General features: G+C 54.1%; 15 protein-coding genes. 3 read left to right on the top strand and 12 right to left on the bottom strand.

What is annotated here, in order from left to right; all coding sequences use genetic code 11:
• Positions 1-89: 89 nt before the first annotated feature.
• From RHH27_RS08215 to RHH27_RS08180, 8 genes are all read right to left on the bottom strand, one after another.
• A complete protein-coding gene (locus RHH27_RS08215) occupies positions 90-2,585 on the bottom strand; it encodes a YadA-like family protein (RefSeq protein WP_302678014.1) in 2,496 nt (831 codons plus the stop codon).
• Between the two features lie 454 nt (positions 2,586-3,039).
• Positions 3,040-3,447: a hypothetical protein gene (locus RHH27_RS08210; protein ID WP_302678013.1), complete on the bottom strand. Its 408-nt coding sequence runs from the start codon at positions 3,445-3,447 to the stop codon at positions 3,040-3,042.
• On the bottom strand, positions 3,444-4,694 hold the full coding sequence (locus tag RHH27_RS08205; protein ID WP_206199731.1) for a competence/damage-inducible protein A: 1,251 nt from the start codon (positions 4,692-4,694) through the stop codon (positions 3,444-3,446). The genes RHH27_RS08210 and RHH27_RS08205 overlap by 4 nt, the downstream gene beginning before the upstream one ends.
• Before the next feature lie 4 nt (positions 4,695-4,698).
• Entirely contained in the window at positions 4,699-5,745 is a 1,047-nt protein-coding gene (locus RHH27_RS08200; protein WP_302676192.1) for a glycosyltransferase family 4 protein, read from the bottom strand.
• A 31-nt stretch (positions 5,746-5,776) separates the two neighbouring features.
• Positions 5,777-7,054 (bottom strand): serine hydroxymethyltransferase, encoded by a 1,278-nt coding sequence (glyA, locus tag RHH27_RS08195; protein ID WP_302676193.1) that lies wholly within the window; start codon positions 7,052-7,054, stop codon positions 5,777-5,779.
• 66 nt (positions 7,055-7,120) lie between these two features.
• Entirely contained in the window at positions 7,121-8,266 is a 1,146-nt protein-coding gene (locus RHH27_RS08190) for a CO2 hydration protein (protein WP_302676194.1), read from the bottom strand.
• Positions 8,263-9,759 (bottom strand): NADH-quinone oxidoreductase subunit M, encoded by a 1,497-nt coding sequence (locus RHH27_RS08185; RefSeq protein ID WP_302678011.1) that lies wholly within the window; start codon positions 9,757-9,759, stop codon positions 8,263-8,265. The genes RHH27_RS08190 and RHH27_RS08185 overlap by 4 nt, the downstream gene beginning before the upstream one ends.
• Positions 9,744-11,573, bottom strand: a complete 1,830-nt coding sequence (locus RHH27_RS08180; RefSeq protein WP_302678010.1) for an NAD(P)H-quinone oxidoreductase subunit F — start codon at positions 11,571-11,573, stop codon at positions 9,744-9,746. The genes RHH27_RS08185 and RHH27_RS08180 overlap by 16 nt, the downstream gene beginning before the upstream one ends.
• A 99-nt stretch (positions 11,574-11,672) precedes the next feature.
• Between RHH27_RS08180 and ggt the strand changes: the two genes are divergently transcribed.
• Together ggt and RHH27_RS08170 are read left to right on the top strand one after the other, a co-directional pair.
• On the top strand, positions 11,673-13,400 hold the full coding sequence (gene ggt, locus RHH27_RS08175; protein ID WP_302676196.1) for a gamma-glutamyltransferase: 1,728 nt from the start codon (positions 11,673-11,675) through the stop codon (positions 13,398-13,400).
• Between the two features lie 9 nt (positions 13,401-13,409).
• A complete protein-coding gene (locus RHH27_RS08170) occupies positions 13,410-13,994 on the top strand; it encodes an L-threonylcarbamoyladenylate synthase (protein WP_302676197.1) in 585 nt (194 codons plus the stop codon).
• Here the strand turns inward: RHH27_RS08170 and RHH27_RS08165 are convergent.
• The 4 genes from RHH27_RS08165 to RHH27_RS08150 all read right to left on the bottom strand — a co-directional run bounded on the left by RHH27_RS08165 (position 13,991) and on the right by RHH27_RS08150 (position 15,987).
• Positions 13,991-14,176, bottom strand: a complete 186-nt coding sequence (locus RHH27_RS08165; protein ID WP_302676198.1) for a hypothetical protein — start codon at positions 14,174-14,176, stop codon at positions 13,991-13,993. The genes RHH27_RS08170 and RHH27_RS08165 overlap by 4 nt on opposite strands.
• A 72-nt stretch (positions 14,177-14,248) precedes the next feature.
• Positions 14,249-14,683, bottom strand: coding sequence for a DUF29 domain-containing protein (locus RHH27_RS08160; RefSeq protein WP_302678009.1), 435 nt, complete (start codon positions 14,681-14,683; stop codon positions 14,249-14,251).
• A 16-nt stretch (positions 14,684-14,699) separates the two neighbouring features.
• The gene (locus RHH27_RS08155; RefSeq protein ID WP_302678008.1) at positions 14,700-15,149 is read right to left on the bottom strand and encodes a DUF29 domain-containing protein; all 450 of its coding nucleotides are present in this window, start codon (positions 15,147-15,149) and stop codon (positions 14,700-14,702) included.
• A gap of 34 nt (positions 15,150-15,183) precedes the next feature.
• Positions 15,184-15,987 carry an inositol monophosphatase family protein gene (locus RHH27_RS08150; RefSeq protein ID WP_206199722.1) on the bottom strand — a complete coding sequence of 268 codons (804 nt, stop codon included), beginning with the start codon at positions 15,985-15,987 and terminating at the stop codon, positions 15,184-15,186.
• A 74-nt stretch (positions 15,988-16,061) separates the two neighbouring features.
• On the opposite strand from RHH27_RS08150, the gene proB reads away from it, so the two are divergent.
• Positions 16,062-17,171 carry a glutamate 5-kinase gene (proB, locus tag RHH27_RS08145; RefSeq protein WP_302678007.1) on the top strand — a complete coding sequence of 370 codons (1,110 nt, stop codon included), beginning with the start codon at positions 16,062-16,064 and terminating at the stop codon, positions 17,169-17,171.
• Positions 17,172-17,329: the final 158 nt, after the last annotated feature.

Below are 17,329 nucleotides of genomic sequence, written 5' to 3'. Positions count from 1 at the left end.
GGGCAGTATTGAGGAGGCTTAGCTGCAATTTTAAAGGCTAGCGTCTTTTCCCAAATGTGGACATCAAAGCCCCCTAGTTCCCTATTGTTCTAAAAACGGGCGCCGATACCAATGCGTGCTAAGGGATAGCCTGCACTAGAAAAACTTGCCCCGGCATCAATAATCACCGGTCCGATTTGGTGGGCTATGGCCATCCCAGCTGCACTGTATCCACCGTAGGTTGCAAATCCCACATTAAATGTGGTTTGACCAGAACGTGCCGGCACAATCGGCATGAGTGCTGCTGCCGAGGCAATGCCCGCAAAGGCCTCTCCCCGTAATTGATTGATTTGAGCATCGGTGTAAGCATTCGCTGCTCCCAAGGCCACTGCTCCTATGCCGTCAACATAGGCTTTATTGACAGCATCCGTCGGATTGATGGGGGTGGCCACATTGGTAATTCGGCGTTCTGCTCCTGGGGCGCCCACAGAAACCGTGTTGGGAGCTGTTGTTACAGAGCCAGCGCCAATGGCCACACTGTTGGGATGGATGGCCTGTGCCGATGGGCCAAAGGCAATGGCATTATTGGCACCCGTCGTCGAATTGTTGCCAATGGCAATACTATTGGCACCCCCAGGGTTAGCAGCATTTCCCAAAGCAATGTTACCGCACGTTACTGTTGCGTTAGTGATTGAACAAATTCCTGTAGCAAACAGTTGGTTGATGAGGGCAGAGAGCTGACTGCCATTAATTGCATCCGTACTCGTTGGTGCAATGAGGCCAGGCGCAACATTGACAACCTTGCGTTCAGCACCGGGGGCACCAACAGACACAACATTGGCCTGTGTTGTTACAGAGTTTGCCCCAATGGCCACACTGTTGGCATGTTGAACTGTGGCACCTCTACCAATGGCCACACCATCAGTAGCACCACCCACGACTTGGGCAGTCTGACCAATTGCAATACTATCAGCCGGATTTGCAGTACTTTGGTGGCCAATGGCAATACTACGAGCCCCCAGCGCTTGGTTGCCTGAACCCATTGCGGTGCTGTCAAGCCCTTGGGCTCGGTTACCAGAGCCTACGGCGGTACTGTTGTCGCCAGGGTTCAGGTAGGTGTTGGTGGTGCCATCATAATTATTCCTCATCCCCACAGCGGTGGCGTTTGCTGCATTCGCTGAATTCTGCATCCCCACAGCGGTGGCGTTTGTTTGGGTGGCTTGGTTGCCCGAACCCATTGCGGTGCTTCTATCTCCTTGGGCAGTGTTTGCAAAGCCAACCGCGCTGCTCTGAACTCCTTGGGCGGTGTTTGCAAAGCCAACCGCGCTGCTCTGAACTCCTTGGGCGGTGTTTGCAAAGCCAACCGCGCTGCTCTGAACTCCTTGGGCAGTGTTTGCAAAGCCAACCGCGCTGCTCTGAACTCCTTGGGCAGTGTTTGCAAAGCCAACCGCGCTGCTCTGAACTCCTTGGGCGGTGTTTGCAAAGCCAACCGCGCTGCTCTGAACTCCTTGGGCAGTGTTTGCAAAGCCAACCGCGCTGCTCTGAACTCCTTGTGCGGTGTTTTCAAAGCCAACTGCGCTGCTGGCATCTCCCAAGGCGTCGTTATCATACCCCATTGCGGTGCTTCTATCTCCTTGGGCTTGGTTCTCATACCCCATTGCGGTGCTTCTATCTCCTTGGGCTTGGTTCACATACCCCATTGCCGTGCTTCTACCTCCTTGGGCTTGGTTCACATACCCCATTGCCGTGCTTCTACCTCCTTGGGCTTGGTTCACATACCCCATTGCGGTGCTTCTATCTCCTTGTGCGGTGTTTTCAAAGCCAACCGCACTGCTCTGAAATCCTTGTGCAGTGTTTGCAAAGCCAACTGCGCTGCTGTCATTTCCCAGAGCTCGGTTCGCAAACCCCATTGCGGTGCTGTCAGACCCTTGGGCGGTGTTTGCAAAGCCAACCGCACTGCTGTCATTTCCTAGAGCTTGGTTCACAAACCCCACAGCTGTAGTGTTGTCTGCATTGGCTTGGTTCACAAACCCCATTGCGGTGCTATTAGCTCCTTGGGCTCGGTTCTGCATCCCCACAGCGGTACTGTTGGTGCCAGGGGTCAGGTAGGTGTTGCTGGTGCCATCATAATTATTCTGCATCCCCACAGCGGTGGCATTTACTGCATTCGCTGAATTCTGCATCCCCACGGCGGTGGCGTTTGCTTGGGTGGCTCGGTTCTGCATCCCCACAGCAGTGTTGTTATCACCCTCGGCTCGGTTCTGCATGCCAATGGCGGTGTTGTTACTGCCAGTTGTATTCGTAGTGCCATCAGCAACGTTTTGATAACCGACTGCGGTATTGTTATTGCGAGCTGCATTGGGAAAAAGACCTGATCCACTGGGTGTTCCAACTGTGCTGACTTGATTTTCTGCTCCTAGGGCAGTGTTATTGTTGCCTTTGTCGTTATCTACAGTAAGCGCTCCAACGCCGATTGTGTTGTTAGAGCCAAAGGCATGATTCTGAGCATTAACTTGGTCAATTCGGTTATTATTACCGATCGCATGATTGGCGACAGTGCCACCATTTACTGTGTTGCTAATACCAACAGCAATAGACCGTTGCAAGGCAGGGAGTAAATTGTTATTTGCGCCACAAATTAGGTTTTCGTTCCCTCCACCACCGGTAGAATTGAAAAAAGGAAAAAAAGGAGGAATAGGATTCCCACAGTCTCGAGTTTGAGACAATGCAGGTGTGGTGACCAGAATAATGTGCACTGTTGTGCTAACAACACAAGCCAAAACGGGGTGTAGTCTTTTGCACATGAGGATAGGCCTCCCAAGGTTAAGGTGTAAATACAAAAGTCAAGTGCTTTGTAGAATTTTGCACTTTCCTATTGGCTACTCTTTCCTTAAACCCAAAAAGACACAAGTCCTACAGTCGCTAAAAAAGCGAAGGAAAACCCTGCCTTTTTGGTATCCCCCGTTAGCTCACTATTTAAGTAACTCTAGTCAGACTTCGCTTAATTGTCAAGCTTAGTCAAGCACAATTTAGATTTTTTTTCGTTTTTAATCAACCTTATCAGTTCCCGATCGCCCGTTGCAGGCGATCGCGCCATGCCAAGGCAAGGGTGAATTCTGTAAAAGGAATGCGATAACAGTCTCCTGTAAAGGTTTCTAGCACCAGTTGAATTGCTCCTTTAGAATGAGTAGTTTGTGTGTCAATTCGTTGACCGTTACACTCAATCCAAATGTTTTGAATAGTCGATAATTCGCAAGTTTGCAAATGAATAATGCCCTGTTGGGTAGGGTGTCCCCACGTCAAGCGATCGCCCTGTTGACCAAGGACAGCGGCAATGTCATATTTACTGGTTTCAAAATTTTTTGCCCACTGGCGATAGTGTTCCACCTTCCGGTACTCGACCCAGCCCAACCGTGCGAGCACGATAAAAATAGCCAATAGGGGTAACCAGAGCAGACCGTGACTCATCGATTCACCAATAACTGCCGCCGCAATACATCGAGGGCATTCATCGCACTGAGATGCCGCACCCAATCCCGTCCCCGTTGACCACTAAAGCGAAATTCACGAGTCATGACCTCGCCATTGGGCAGTGCCACGCCAATATACACCAGTCCCACTGGCTTACTGAGCGTCGCGCCGCCGGGGCCAGCAATCCCGGTAATACTGACGCCCCAGTCACTGCCTAAACGCGTTTTCACGCCTAAAGCCATCTGGGCAGCCACCACGGCACTCACGGCGCCTTCTTGCTCTAAGTCCTCAGGATTGACCCCCAGTAGAGTTACCTTGACATCATTGGCGTAGGCAATTACGCCCCCCTTAAACGAGAGGGAACTCCCCGGCAAACGGGTTAGCATCTCCCCAAGGCCACCGCCGGTGCAGGACTCTGCCACTGCCACTGTTTGCTGTCGTTCCTGAAGCAGCCGCGCTACCGCACTGGCAAGGGTATCCTCATCCGCACCGTAGCAATCTAGGCCGACAATTTGGCGGATTTCTGCTTCAACGGGTTGAATCAATTGCTGGGCTTCTGCTTCGTCCTTGGCACGGACGGTAATGCGGAGGCGGGTTTCCCCATTGCTGGCATAGGGCGCCACCGTGGGATGCTCACGGGCAATTTGGGCAGCCACTTTTTCCGCAAGTACCGATTCAGGGATGCCCCAGAAACGCAGCACACGGCTGTAAATCACCTCTTTTCCCCAGCCCTGGGAGCGCAAAAAGGGCACCGCAGTTTCTTGCCACATCTGCTTCATTTCGGCGGGAACACCGGGAAAGGTGAGAATTGTCAGACCCGTGCGCGGCTGCCAAATCATACCGGGGGCACTGCCAATCGGGTTGGGCAAAATCTGGGCGCCCGCAGGCAGGAGCGCCTGTTTACGGTTACTGGGACTAAAGCCGCCGCGATGGGCATACTTGCGTTCTAGATCGGCAATAATTTCAGGACGTTCTTCGAGGGGCGCTTGAAAGAAATCGGCGATGGTTTCCGTTGTCAGGTCATCGGGCGTGGGGCCAAGGCCACCCGTGAAAATCAATAGGCGGGCGCGATCGCAGGCAATAGCGAGGACTTTTTTGATGCGAGTGGGATTGTCGCCCACCACGGTTTGATAGTAGTGGGGAATCCCCAAGCTTGCCAGTTGCTGGGCCAAAAACTGGGCATTGCTGTTGAGAATTTCCCCCAGCAGCAATTCTGTGCCCACGCAAATAATCTCTGCGCTCATTGTTTCAGTCATCTTCGTTGTTGCGCACCCGTTCCCATACATACCAAGCGGCAAAGCCCATCAAAAGGGAGGCGGCCACGGCATAGCCCCATCCCCCCGGCAAACCGGCCAAGGCCAAGGCCAGACTCCCCACCCATAGCGTTAGGCAATAGATAAACAGCACCGTCATCCGCTGGGAAAGACCGGCGTTGAGAAGGCGATGGTGTAGATGTCCCTTATCGGGGGCAAAGGGAGACTGCCCTTTCAGAAGGCGGTTAAAAACAACGGTTGAGGTGTCCACAATAGGCACAGCCAGAATCAATAGGGGCAGCAAAATTGCCACCGCTGTGTAGGCTTTCACAAGGCCAATGACCCCTAGGCCGGCAAGGGTAAAACCCATGAAGTAGGCGCCGCCATCGCCCATGAAAATTTGTGCCGGATTGAAGTTATAGCGTAGAAACCCCAAGGCACCTCCTGCCAAGGCAGCTGCCAATAGTCCTGCCTCCGGCTCCCCCATCAGCATACAGACAAACAGCATCGCTGAGGCAGCAATACCCGACACCCCGGCTGCTAGGCCATCCACACCATCAATGAAGTTAATGGCATTGGCAATGCCGACCAGCCACACTGTCGTCAGGGGTAAGCTCAACCACCCCAAGTCAACAATGCCGACAAAGGGCACCGTGATAATGCGAATTTTGACACCCACGGCCCAGACAATGCCCGCCACCAGAAATTGCAGGACAAGGCGTAGAAGCGCTGGTAAAGTCAGCAGATCATCCGCTAGGCCAATCAGGAAAAAGGCCACCCCGCCAAGGGTGACCCCCCAAATCTCATATTCTGCTGGCTGAGGTAGGACGCCAAATCCTCCCGCATTCCAAACAATCAGCAGCGCCACCAGATTGCCTAAAAAGATCGATACCCCCCCTAAACGCACCATGGGACGAGTGTGAATCTTACGGGCATTGGGGCGATCGACAAACCCTGCCTTCTGGCCAAAGTCATTGACAATGGGGGTGACCAACAGAACAACGGCAATGGCAGCAAGGAAGGCAATCAGGTGGTACAGCATCTGTTCAGGGCATTGGCAGCAGGATTCCCTCTCAGGCTAGCACTGGTTGCGGCAATTGCAAGTGGGGATAGAGGGGAAATTGAGTACAGAGGGCAGCCACCCGCTCGCGGCAGCGGTTTTTAATCACCTCATCCTCGGGGGCATGCAGGCGATCGCTAATAATTTCGGCGATTTCCGTAAACTCAGCCTCAGTGAAGCCACGGGTTGTCAACGCTGGGGTTCCTAACCGCAGACCACTGGTGACAAAGGGGGAGGCAGGGTCAAAGGGAATCGTATTTTTATTGGTGGTGATATTGATTTCCCCCATCAGGCGATCGGCCTCTTTGCCCGTTAGATTTACCGATCGCAGGTCAATCAGCATCAAGTGGTTATCGGTGCCCCCAGAGACAAGGCGCAGTTGTCGCGCTTGCAGCCCCGCAGCGAGGGCTTGGGCATTGCGGATCACTTGGCCAGAATAGGCTTTGAACTCGGGCTTAAGGGCTTCACCAAAGGCCACCGCCTTAGCGGCAATAACGTGCTCCAACGGCCCCCCTTGGGTACCGGGAAAGACGGCTTTATCGAACTTTTTGCCCAACTCTTCATCACGGGTAAGAATCAGGCCGCCGCGAGGGCCGCGCAGGGTTTTATGGGTGGTGGTGGTGACCACATCGCAAAGGGGCACAGGATTGGGATGGTGACCTGTGGCAACCAAACCGGCAATGTGGGCAATATCGGCCATGAGGTAGGCCCCCACTTCATCGGCAATTTGGCGAAACTCGGCAAAGGGAATGACGCGCGGATAGGCGGAATAGCCGCAGATGATCAGCTTAGGACGGTGCTGCCGCGCCAAATCCCGCACTTGATCCATATCGAGGCGTTCTGTTTCAGGATGGACACCGTAGTGAACGACGTTAAACCATTTACCAGAAACGTTGACGGGGGAACCGTGGGTGAGATGGCCACCGTGGGACAAATCCATCCCCATAATCGTGTCGCCGGGATTGAGCAGTGCCAAAAAGACGGCAAAATTGGCTTGGGCACCGGAGTGGGGTTGCACATTGGCGTGGGCGGCGGCAAAGAGTTCCTTGGCGCGATCGATGGCCAGTTGCTCTACTTCATCCACAAATTCGCAGCCACCGTAGTAGCGTTTACCGGGCAATCCCTCGGCATATTTGTTGGTGAGAACTGTGCCTTGAGCGGCCATCACCGCAGGAGAAGTAAAGTTTTCGCTGGCAATCAGTTCAAGGTGTTGCTGCTGCCGCTGGACTTCCCGCTGTACCATTTCAGCGACCAAGGGATCCGTTTGCGCAAGCCAATCAATATGGGTCATTTTATTGTCAATGGAGGGAGATGAACTGCCTTACTATCTTATCGCGGATCGCTGCCTGAGCCTTGGTTAGTTGCTCAGTTGCACGTTCCAGAGGCGGGAGGTTTCGAGGCGATCCAGCCACGTTTCGTAGAATGCCCGATTGGCGGCTTGCTCTTGGGGGTCAGTGGTCGTCCAAGGATAGGGGGCAAGGGCAGTGATTGCCGCTGTGGTGACGCAAAACATTGATTTTTGGAAGGTTTGGCAAATTTTCACGCGCAGATCGTCTTCCCCTCGGCCTTGGCGACGATAGAACTCTAAAAGATAGGGAGGGAGATAGTGGCGCATATCCTGCATGAGCAGTGTGGGAGGAATACCAGCCGCACCCGTGGGAATGGGATCCGCAAACAGGGCACCATAACCAAACTCGCTTTGATCGCGGGAAATTTGTTGCGCTTGGGCATTGAAGGAAATGAGGCCAAAGAAGGGGGTACCCCGCAGGAACACCGCTTCGACATAGGGAATGGCGGTGTCGGCTAAAAAGGTAAGACCAGCGCTAGCCGGCAGAATATCGTAAGTTTGGCCGTGAATGGTAACGCTGTAGGTAATGGGGCGATCGGCAGCCGCAATCAGTCCCGCGCGAATATGATCTACGACATCGGGAATGCTGCGAATCTCACCCGCATCGTAGCGATCGCTCAAGGTGAGAAAGATGGGATACATCACCGTCCAAAACTGCCCCAAGCCACTGTAGTAGCAGAGCATCCGCACCGTTTCCAGCAAAAACTCTGGAAAAAGCTGGTTCACGAATTGCATCAGGGGATTGCCCCGCAGTTTAGCGGCGATCGCCTTGGCCGCCAATTGCCGAAATTCTGCCGAATCAAGGAAGGCATCAAGACCGCCGCCCCCATGCCACATCATGGCACGCATACAGTATTCGGCGTATTCGTAGTTAATGCGGTCGTGCCACCAGTGGCGCAGCAGCTTGGGAATGGTAATCTCACCGTTGAAGTATTTGAAAAAGGGAAAGAGCACCAGAAACTGCCGCTCACTAATGTCGCAGAGATTTTCCGCGTAGGCCTTGAGCACCACCCCATAGCTTTTGAGGATGCCCACCACTTCCATCACATGGGTTGGCGTATCCGGTAACAGGGCTTGACCATTCAGCAACCGCTCTAGGATGGCGGTACGCAGTTCTTGATGCAGGGAGGTTGGAGCAGCAGTAATCAGGGTCATGGTACGGGCAGCGTAGCAACAGCAGTGGTGAGAAGGCTAACGGTGGTTTCACTCCAATGGATCAGCCAGTTGGGAACAATCCCTAAGATCAAGATTAGCGTGGCTAATAGGAGGCTCGGCAGGCGATCGCCCCACGCCACGGGCGGCAAATCCGTCAATTCATTGGGCAAACGACCAAAAAAGACGCGGTTCACCAGCAAGAGAAAATACACTGCTGTTAAGCCCGTCCCCACCATACACAGGAGTGTTTGCACTGGGAAGGTGAGGAAACTACTGCGGAAGATCAGGAACTCCGCCACAAAGCCCACCATGCCGGGGATACCGCCACTGGCCATGACACCGACAATCATCAGGCTACCAATCAGGGGCAACCCCCGCTCAGGGTTCAGCAATCCCCGCAGTACCTCAATGTTGCGGCTGCCGGTTTTTTCATAGACAACCCCCACCAGTAAAAAGAGGAGGGCGGAAATTAACCCGTGGCTCATCATTTGGGCAATAGCCGCCAAAATACTCAAGGGAGTGGCAGTGGCAGTGGCCAAGAGAACAAACCCCATGTGCCCAATGGAACTGTAGGCCACCATTTTTTTCATATCCGTTTGGGCGATCGCCATTAGGGAACCGTAGAGGACACTGACTACCGCCCAAGTGGCCAACCCCGGCGCCAAAACTTGCCATGCCTGCGGAAATAACTGCACGCCAAAGCGCACTAGCCCATAGGTACCCAATTTCAGGAGTACCCCCGCCAGCAGCACAGAAATCGGCGTGGAGGCTTCAACGTGGGCATCAGGTAGCCACGTATGGAAGGGCACGAGGGGAATCTTGATGCCAAAGCCCACCAAAATCAGCCCCAACAGAATCAGCTGTGAACTCAGGGGTAAGAGGGTGGATAACTGGGGGTCAAAGTCAAAGGAGGGGGCATGGGCTAACCACACCAGTCCCAGAAAGCCAGCCAAGAGCAGCACCCCAGAAATGGCTGTGTAAATTAAAAACTTGGTGGCGGCATAACTGCGCCGTGCCCCACCCCAAATCGCAATCAGAAGGTAGAGGGGAATCAACTCCAATTCATAGAAGAGGAAAAAGAGCAGCAAATTATCGGCCAAAAAAGCGCCACTGACACCCGCATTCAACAGCAGTACCAGCGGGTAATACAACCGCGGACGGGGCAGATTGACAGAAGTGGCCAAGAGGGCAATCAGCGTCAGGAAGTTATTTAAGACCAATAGCGGCAGCGACAGGCCATCCACGCTCAGGCGATAGCTCAAGCCCAGTGGCTCCAACCAAGGAATCACCTCGGTTAATTGCGGTGCTGCATTGGCGGGGTCAAATAGACGGGCGATCGCGAGACTGACGACAAGGGCGATCGCCATCACGACAGCGGCTAAACTGCGGTAGGTGCGTCCCAGACTTTCAGCGGGTAACAGGCTGAGGGCAAGGGCACCGAGTAAGGGCACCCAGAGAAGGAAACTTAACAGCGGCATTACAGTAGTAGCCATGCGATCGCCCCCCCAAGAATCGCCACACCAATGAACACCAGCAGCAAATAGGCTTGGGATTGACCACTGGCACTGTACTTGAGCAACTCACCCCCCACAAGGGATGCCACACCCGTTGTATTCACAATGCGATCGACAATGTGGCGATCCACCCAAGCGCTCAACTGCGAGAGCGATCGCACTGCCCAGACCACGGTATAGCGATAGAGTTCCTCAATGTAAAGATCGTAGGCTAACAGATCCTGCACAAAGCGCAAGGGCACCTTGATCGGACGTGTCCACTGGCGTTTGAGGGTGACAAAGCCGCCAAGGAGAATTCCAGTGAATCCCGACACCACAAGCAGAACCACAATCCACCAATCAATCGTTGTCGGTAACAACTGCACTCGCTGCAAAATGAAGGGCACCAGCAAGTTCAAAATACTCAGGGTGACCATTGGCACTGCTAGCGGCCAAGGCACTTCGGGGGCGCGGCGGGTTTTGGGTTGGGCAGACCCCAAGAAGACCAAGCGAAAGACACGGGTGAGGTTGACAGCCGTTAGGGTATTAACCAGCAAAATCAGCCCCACCAAGCCAAGCTGGGTTTGCCAGTAATAGTCAATGCCGCGATAAAACGACCAAAAGGCACCCAAGGGCAGACAGCCAATTAGGGATAGACCGCCGATCACAAAGGCTGAACTTGTGGCTGGCATCCGTCCGCCTAAGCCCCCCAATTCCGTCAAATCCTGACAGTTAGTGGTCATAATCACACTGCCAATACTCATAAACAGCAGTGCCTTGGCGATCGCGTGGGTGAGCAAGACAAACAGGGCAAAATCTGTCCAGTTGGTGCCGACCCCAATAAACACCAACCCCAGATAGGCGCTCGTCGAGTGGGACAGTGCCCGTTTAATGTCAATCTGGGCAATGGAAACAAGGGATTCACTGATGGCAGTCACCGCCCCAATCAGGATCAGCGCAATGTTTGCCCCCGGGCAGGCCACCAGAATCGGCTGTAGCTTAATGAGAATATAGGCACCCGCCGCCACCACCACTGAGTTGCGCATAATCGAAGCGGGGTTGGGCCCTTCCATCGCTTCATCGAGCCACAGGTGCAAAGGCACTTGAGCACATTTACCCGTGGGACCTGCAATCAAGGCTAAGCCCAGTAAAAAGCCCCAACCGTCTGGTAAATTCGCGTCTTCTGCCCATTGGTAGAGATCGGGAAAATCATAACTCCCCGCAAGGCTGCCGACAGCGACTACCCCCATGAGGAGTAAGATATCCCCCACCCGTTTGGTGAGAAAGGCATCCCGTGCTGCTTTGACCACAAGGGGCTGAGCATACCAGAAGCCAATCAGCAAATAGGTCGAGAGGGTCAGCATCTCCAACAGACCATAGCTGAGGAGCAACGAGTTACTGATCGCAATGCCACTGAGGGCCGCCTCAAAAAAGCCCATCAAGGCAAAGAAGCGGGCCATGCCCCAGTCCTTTTCGAGATAACCTAGGGCAAAAATCTGGGCGAGGATACTCAGACCCGTCACCAACTCCATAGCCCCCGTGGTGACACTGTTGATGAGCAATGAAAACGAGAGATCGAGTCCCGGTGCCTGTAGCCAATGCCAAACAATCGTTGCGGTGGCGCCACTGCGAGTTTGTTGCAATAGGAAAAAGCCATGCACAAAAGCAACAATCGTCATCAGCAGATTGAAATAGGCTGCGGGTCGAGGCCCGGTGCGCCGCACAACACCGGTGGCCCAAGGCAACGTCAGGGCTGCACCCACTAAGCCATAACAGGGTACCCACCAACTGGTTTCTAACAGTGAATTTGGCATGGCAAAAATGAACCTTGGCGGTTGAGGACGTTTGCAATACTGCTCTCTTCGTGTATTTTACAGGCTGGGGTTCCGCAGCAGTTTTGAGCCAAATCAATCATGGGGCAAGGATTCACTCTAGGGAAGGTTGAGCAATGGGGGCGATCGCCCTTCCTCGCTATTGTCCTAGCGGTAACATTTTTTGCCGCCCCACCCGCCCCAGCTCAAACGATTAGCCAGCGGGGAATGGTGACAGCAGCTCAACTCGCAGCAGCAAACGTAGGAAGAGATATCCTCAAGGCAGGGGGCAATGCCGTGGATGCAGCCGTGGCAACCGCATTCATGATCGCCGTCGTTGAACCCTATGCCGCTGGGATTGGTGGCGGTGGCTTTGTCCTTGTGTATCACGCCCAATCTCAAACCCTGCGTGCCCTTGATTTTCGGGAGCGTGCCCCCCTGCAAGCGACACCAACGATGTATCTCAACGCGAAGGGAGAGGTGATTCCCCGCGCCAGTTTGGATGGGGTCTTGGCCGCAGGCACCCCCGGCACCGTTGCTGGCTTAGCCGCTTTGCACCAGCACTATGGTCAACTGCCTTGGTCGCAGGTGGTGGCACCCGCCATTCAGGCTGCCCAACAGGGGTTTGCGGTTACCCCACGTTATCAGCAGTGGGCAACGATGCGCCAAGCCGTTCTGCAGCACGATGCTACCGCCGCGCGCATTTTCCTCAGGGATGGCCAAGTCCCCCCCTTGGGCACGGTGATTCAACAGCCGGAGCTAGCAAAAACCTTGGGGGCGATCGCCCGTGATCCCCGCAGCTTTTATGAGGGTTGGATTGCCAGAGCGATTGCCGAGTTTATGGCGCAGCAAGGGGGCAAGATCACCCTAGAGGATTTACGAACCTATACCCCCGTTTGGCGAGAGCCAATTTGTGGCACCTATCGTGCGTTTCAGGTCTGTTCGATGCCACCCCCCTCTGCTGGTGGTGTGGCCCTTGTGCAAATGCTCAACCTCTGGCAACTGTTGCCCCCTGCTTCTACCCCCAGCGATCGCGGTCACTACCTAGCCAGCATCATGCAAATTGCCTACGCCGATCGCGCCCGTTACCTCGGGGATAGTGACTTTGTGCCGGTGCCGGTCACGGCCCTCACCCATCCTCGCTATGCCCAACAGCGGGTCACTGAAATTCTTCCCCGTCGTGCCCGTCCCCAACGTGCTGTGAGTGCCGCAACCCCAATTCAACTTGCAGAGTCAGACAACACCAGTCACCTGAATGTTGTCGATGCCCAAAGAAATGCCGTTAGCCTAACCTTTACGATTAATGGTCCCTTTGGGGCGGGTGTGGTGGTGCCGCAAACGGGGATTCTCCTCAACAATGAAATGGATGATTTTGCCATTGCCCCCAATCAACCCAACCTCTTTGGTGTGGTTGGTATTCAATCAGAAAATGCCCCCCTTGCCAATGGCATCGAACCCGCCAAGCGTCCCCTTTCGAGCATGAGTCCAACAATTGTCCTCAAGGATAATCGCCCCAATATGGTTTTAGGCTCCCCCGGCGGCAGTCGCATTATTACCACTGTGCTGCAACTGTTTCTGAACGTCGTTGATTTAGGGCAGGATGCCGCCACCGCCGTTGCCCGTCCCCGCATTCATCAGCAGTGGGCACCGGATACCCTCTTTGTCGAGCCAACGATTCCAAGTTCTTGGATTCAAGCGTGGCAACAGTGGGGCTATCGGGTAGAACAAAGCCGCCCTTGGGGAAATGCCAGCTTAATTCGCGTTTTGGATCAGGGACAATTGGAAGGGGCAGCCGATCCGCGGGGGGAAGGTGCTGCCATGGGTTGGTAGAGGAGAAATATGGCACAGGTGAGTATGGCCGCCTTAGTCGCCGCAGTGCGAGCGGGCAATTGGTTGATTAGTTTTCCCACCGATACGGTGCCCGCCTTGGCCAGTCGGTGCGATCGCGGGGAATTGATCTATGCTGCCAAGGAGCGCCAACCGGCTAAACCCTTGATCCTCATGGGTGCCCATCCTGAGCAACTCTGGCCCTTTGTGCGCGGTAGTGCTGCTGAATGGGAGCAGTGGTCTGCCATGGCGGCGCGTTATTGGCCGGGGGCCGTGACCTTGGTGTTGCCCGCTGCTGAACTTCCTGCAGGTTTGAACCCCCTAGGTACAGGCACAATTGGCTTACGGGTTCCCGATTGGCCGCCTGCCCAAGCCCTCCTCGAGCAAACAGGACCATTGGCCACCACTAGTATTAACCGTTCAGGTCAGCCGCCACTCATTGAATGGGGGGCGATCGCCCGTGAGTTTCCCCAAGTGCTGACGCTCCACCCGTGGCAGTTACCCCCTACTCCCCCAGAACCTTCAACCGTCGTGCAATGGCAATCGGGGGAATGGCACGTCCTGCGCCAAGGGCGAGTGCAGATGAAAACACCCTAATACTGGGAATCAATTTCCCCAGAGGCGACCCGTTCGAGGAGTTCCTGTAAAATTTTTTCCTCTTCTTCGGAAATTTCGCCATCGGCAAGCACTGCGTCAATAATTTGGCCATGTTCCTCCAGGGTCAGAATTTTATCTTCTAGGGCTTTTTCCACTAAAGCTTTAATTTGGGCTGTATCCATACTGCGACTCCACGTCGTCACTGCCAGTCACTGCCAGTATAGCCTCATGCTTTGTAAAGCTGACGTTTGTCTCTATTGGCCAAGCAATTGGTTACCTAAGACTTTCTCCAAGGTGTAGGGACAGGTTTCAGGGAGATCTGAGTAATCCAAGGGGGTTTCACGCACCACTAAATCTTTGCCAGATTCATAGGCCTCAGCGATCGCCTGGGGTAAGTAGGGTTGCAGGCTGGGGTTTTGACTGATCAGCTTCTCCACAGCTCGCCGTTGTTCGCGAATGGTTGCTCGCCAGCTTTTACTGCGTTTTTGCGGCTGATAGTCCCACTTCAGGAGATGTCCAATAAGAATTCCGAGGCGATTTTCTAGCTCCCGACGCTCCTGCCGTCCCAAGGCTTCGATTTCCTCTACTAGGTGGGCAATATCAAGGTGGCCAAAGTCGCCTGCCTTGAGCAACTTCGCCTGCTCTAGGGTCCAAGCATAAAAGTCCGTGTCATACAGAGGAGAGGTCATGGCCTTTGATGGTGAACTATTCCGTGGGATACAAATCTCGCGGGAAGTCTGGGTCGAGCAATTGTTCTAGGGTATAGGGACAGGTTGGGGGTAAATCTGGATAGTCTAGGGGCGTTTCCAAGCACACTAAGTCTAGTCCTGCCAAATAGGCTTTGGCGATCGCCTTCGTTAGATAAGACTGAAGGCTAGGATTTTCCTCCAATAAATCCTTAATCTCGCGTCGTTGCATCTGAATCGTGACTCGCCAACTTTTACTGCGTCTTTCTGGCTGGTACTCCCACTTCAGCAAATGCCCAATCAAAACACCGAGGCAGTTTTTTAGTTCTTGCCGCTGCTGCCGTGCCAAGGCTTCGATTTCCTCTACTAGGTGGGCAATATCAAGATGGCTAAAGTCGCCTGTCTTGAGTAGCTTCGCCTGCTCTAGGGTCCAAGCATAAAAGTCGCTTTCATAAAGATTGCTTTGCATGATTTTTGATGAGCAGATCCCCTCAAGCTGCATTTTAGATAATGTACGCTGCAAAAAATTGCCCCAAGCTAGGACTGGCACTCACCAGTGTATGAAAGATACGACTCCCGGCTTCCTGCCCCGGCTGAATGGGAAACATTCTCTGCCACGGTTCTGGCGGGTCTAACCATTGCCAGTGGGCACCAGCGGCATGGACAATTGGCCAAGCGGGGGCAACATCCCAAATGCGAGGTGTGCGCTCCACAGCACCAAGCGTATAACCCGCAGCAACGGTCAGCAAGTTGTAACTGGCGGATCCCAACATGCGAATTTTGCAGGGGAAGGAGCGCTTGAGCACATCAGTACTGCGGGCACAAAGACTAAAAAACGTCTGCAACGTTGGCTCACTGACCTTGACGCGAATGGGTTTCTCATTCAAATAGGCACCGTTGGCATGGTCAGGGGCTTGATAGAAGCCATAAAACGTCTGCTGCAAGCCGGGAACGTGCACATAGCCAAATACGGGTGTGCCTTGGTAGAGCAGACTGAGGGCAATACACCAAATGGGCAGACCATGACTATAGTTAGTCGTGCCATCAATGGGATCAATGATCCAACACCACTGTTCACCACCGTAGGTATGGTTGCCCTCTTCACTCAGGCAGCCATGGTGGGGAAAGCGCTCTTGCAGCATCGCGGTGATTTTTTGATCGGCCCAAAGGTCAGCACGGGTAACAAGGCTGCCATCGGCTTTGCGATCGCTGGGGGATTGCCCTGCCCACTCCAGCAAACGGGGGGCAACCACCTGTTGAATCTGTTGACAGGTTTGCAGCACCTCAGACCAAAACCCTGAGTTCATTGGCTGTCTCCCACCGCGATACAATGAGCACGTCTGATCCTATACCCACTGGTCAATATCCGTCCCGACTCCCCATGGCACAAACACTGGTCGTCAAAATTGGCACATCGAGCTTAACGGGGGGTAAAGAAGGAAATCTGGCCTTGGCCACCATTGCCCAACTGGTGGAGGTCTTGTGTCACTGTCAACGGCGGGGCGATCGCGTGGTACTCGTCTCCTCTGGGGCGGTGGGCGTGGGTGCTGTGCGCTTGGGCTTAACAGAGCGTCCCCAACAATTAGCCCAAAAACAAGCAGTGGCAGCAGTGGGGCAGGGACACCTAATGCGCATGTACGATGATCTTTTTTCAGTCCTGCGCCAGCCGATTGCCCAAATCCTCGTGACGCGGCAAAATTTTGTCGATCGCCAGAGCTACCTGAATATCTACAACACGTTCCAAGCGCTGTTTGAACTGGGCGTCATCCCCATTGTCAATGAAAACGATACGGTGGCGGTGGATGAACTCAAGTTTGGCGACAATGATACCCTCTCAGCCCTTGTGGCGAGCCTTGTGGAAGCGGATTGGTTATTTTTGCTCACGGATGTCGATCGCCTCTACTCAGCAGACCCGCGCATTGATAAAACAGCCGTTCCCATTGAGCGGGTGGTCTCCTTAGCCGAGTTAGCCCAAACGATTCAAATTGGTGCTGCTGGCTCCCCTTGGGGCACCGGGGGCATGGCCACCAAAATTCAGGCTGCCGAGATTGCCACCGAAGCCGGCGTACGCACTGTCATTACCGATGGGCGATCGCCCACCAACCTGCTAAAAATTCTTGCGGGTGAGCCCTTGGGCACCCACTTTGAACCCCGTCCCAAAACCATCAATGCCCGCAAACGCTGGATTGCCCGTGCCCTCATTCCCAAAGGCGAGTTGTGGCTCGATGAGGGTGCCGTTAAGGCCATTACTGTGGGTGGCAAGTCCCTCTTAGCAGCAGGCATCACCCGTGTTGCAGGGGAGTTTCAAGCCCAAGATGCTGTTAAGCTCTGTGACCCCGCAGGCACTGAAATTGCCCGTGGCCTTGTCAACTACAACAGTGAAGAAATCCGGCGTGTGCAGGGGCAACAGTCCAGCGAACTAGCCAAGATCCTCGGCTATGCCGCTGCCGATACGATTGTCCACCGCGACAACTTGGTGGTGACCCTGTAACCGTGCTTTATCGCCCCAAAAAGAACGATCGGTAGCAAGTGCGGTAAAATTACTCACTAACTGTGACGGTTTATGCAGCGATTGGGGGTAGGTTTTGCATCTGGCATAGTCACACCAAGGAGGGCGTATCCCTCTAGGACAGTACCTGATGGGCGAAA

This window comes from Thermosynechococcus sp. PP555 (genome assembly GCF_031583225.1).
Taxonomy (GTDB): domain Bacteria; phylum Cyanobacteriota; class Cyanobacteriia; order Thermosynechococcales; family Thermosynechococcaceae; genus Thermosynechococcus.
Note: the sequence above shows the minus strand (reverse complement) of the source record. Positions and strands in the feature narration are given on the sequence as shown.

Coding starts and splice junctions, on each gene's coding strand:
- RHH27_RS08210 (WP_302678013.1), bottom strand. CDS start 3,447: ATGAGTCACGGTCTGCTCTGGTTACCCCTATTGGCTATTTTTATCGTG.
- RHH27_RS08205 (WP_206199731.1), bottom strand. CDS start 4,694: ATGAGCGCAGAGATTATTTGCGTGGGCACAGAATTGCTGCTGGGGGAA.
- RHH27_RS08200 (WP_302676192.1), bottom strand. CDS start 5,745: ATGCTGTACCACCTGATTGCCTTCCTTGCTGCCATTGCCGTTGTTCTG.
- glyA (WP_302676193.1), bottom strand. CDS start 7,054: ATGACCCATATTGATTGGCTTGCGCAAACGGATCCCTTGGTCGCTGAA.
- RHH27_RS08190 (WP_302676194.1), bottom strand. CDS start 8,266: ATGACCCTGATTACTGCTGCTCCAACCTCCCTGCATCAAGAACTGCGT.
- RHH27_RS08185 (WP_302678011.1), bottom strand. CDS start 9,759: ATGGCTACTACTGTAATGCCGCTGTTAAGTTTCCTTCTCTGGGTGCCC.
- RHH27_RS08180 (WP_302678010.1), bottom strand. CDS start 11,573: ATGCCAAATTCACTGTTAGAAACCAGTTGGTGGGTACCCTGTTATGGC.
- ggt (WP_302676196.1), top strand. CDS start 11,673: ATGGGGCAAGGATTCACTCTAGGGAAGGTTGAGCAATGGGGGCGATCG.
- RHH27_RS08170 (WP_302676197.1), top strand. CDS start 13,410: ATGGCACAGGTGAGTATGGCCGCCTTAGTCGCCGCAGTGCGAGCGGGC.
- RHH27_RS08165 (WP_302676198.1), bottom strand. CDS start 14,176: ATGGATACAGCCCAAATTAAAGCTTTAGTGGAAAAAGCCCTAGAAGAT.
- RHH27_RS08160 (WP_302678009.1), bottom strand. CDS start 14,683: ATGACCTCTCCTCTGTATGACACGGACTTTTATGCTTGGACCCTAGAG.
- RHH27_RS08155 (WP_302678008.1), bottom strand. CDS start 15,149: ATGCAAAGCAATCTTTATGAAAGCGACTTTTATGCTTGGACCCTAGAG.
- RHH27_RS08150 (WP_206199722.1), bottom strand. CDS start 15,987: ATGAACTCAGGGTTTTGGTCTGAGGTGCTGCAAACCTGTCAACAGATT.
- proB (WP_302678007.1), top strand. CDS start 16,062: ATGGCACAAACACTGGTCGTCAAAATTGGCACATCGAGCTTAACGGGG.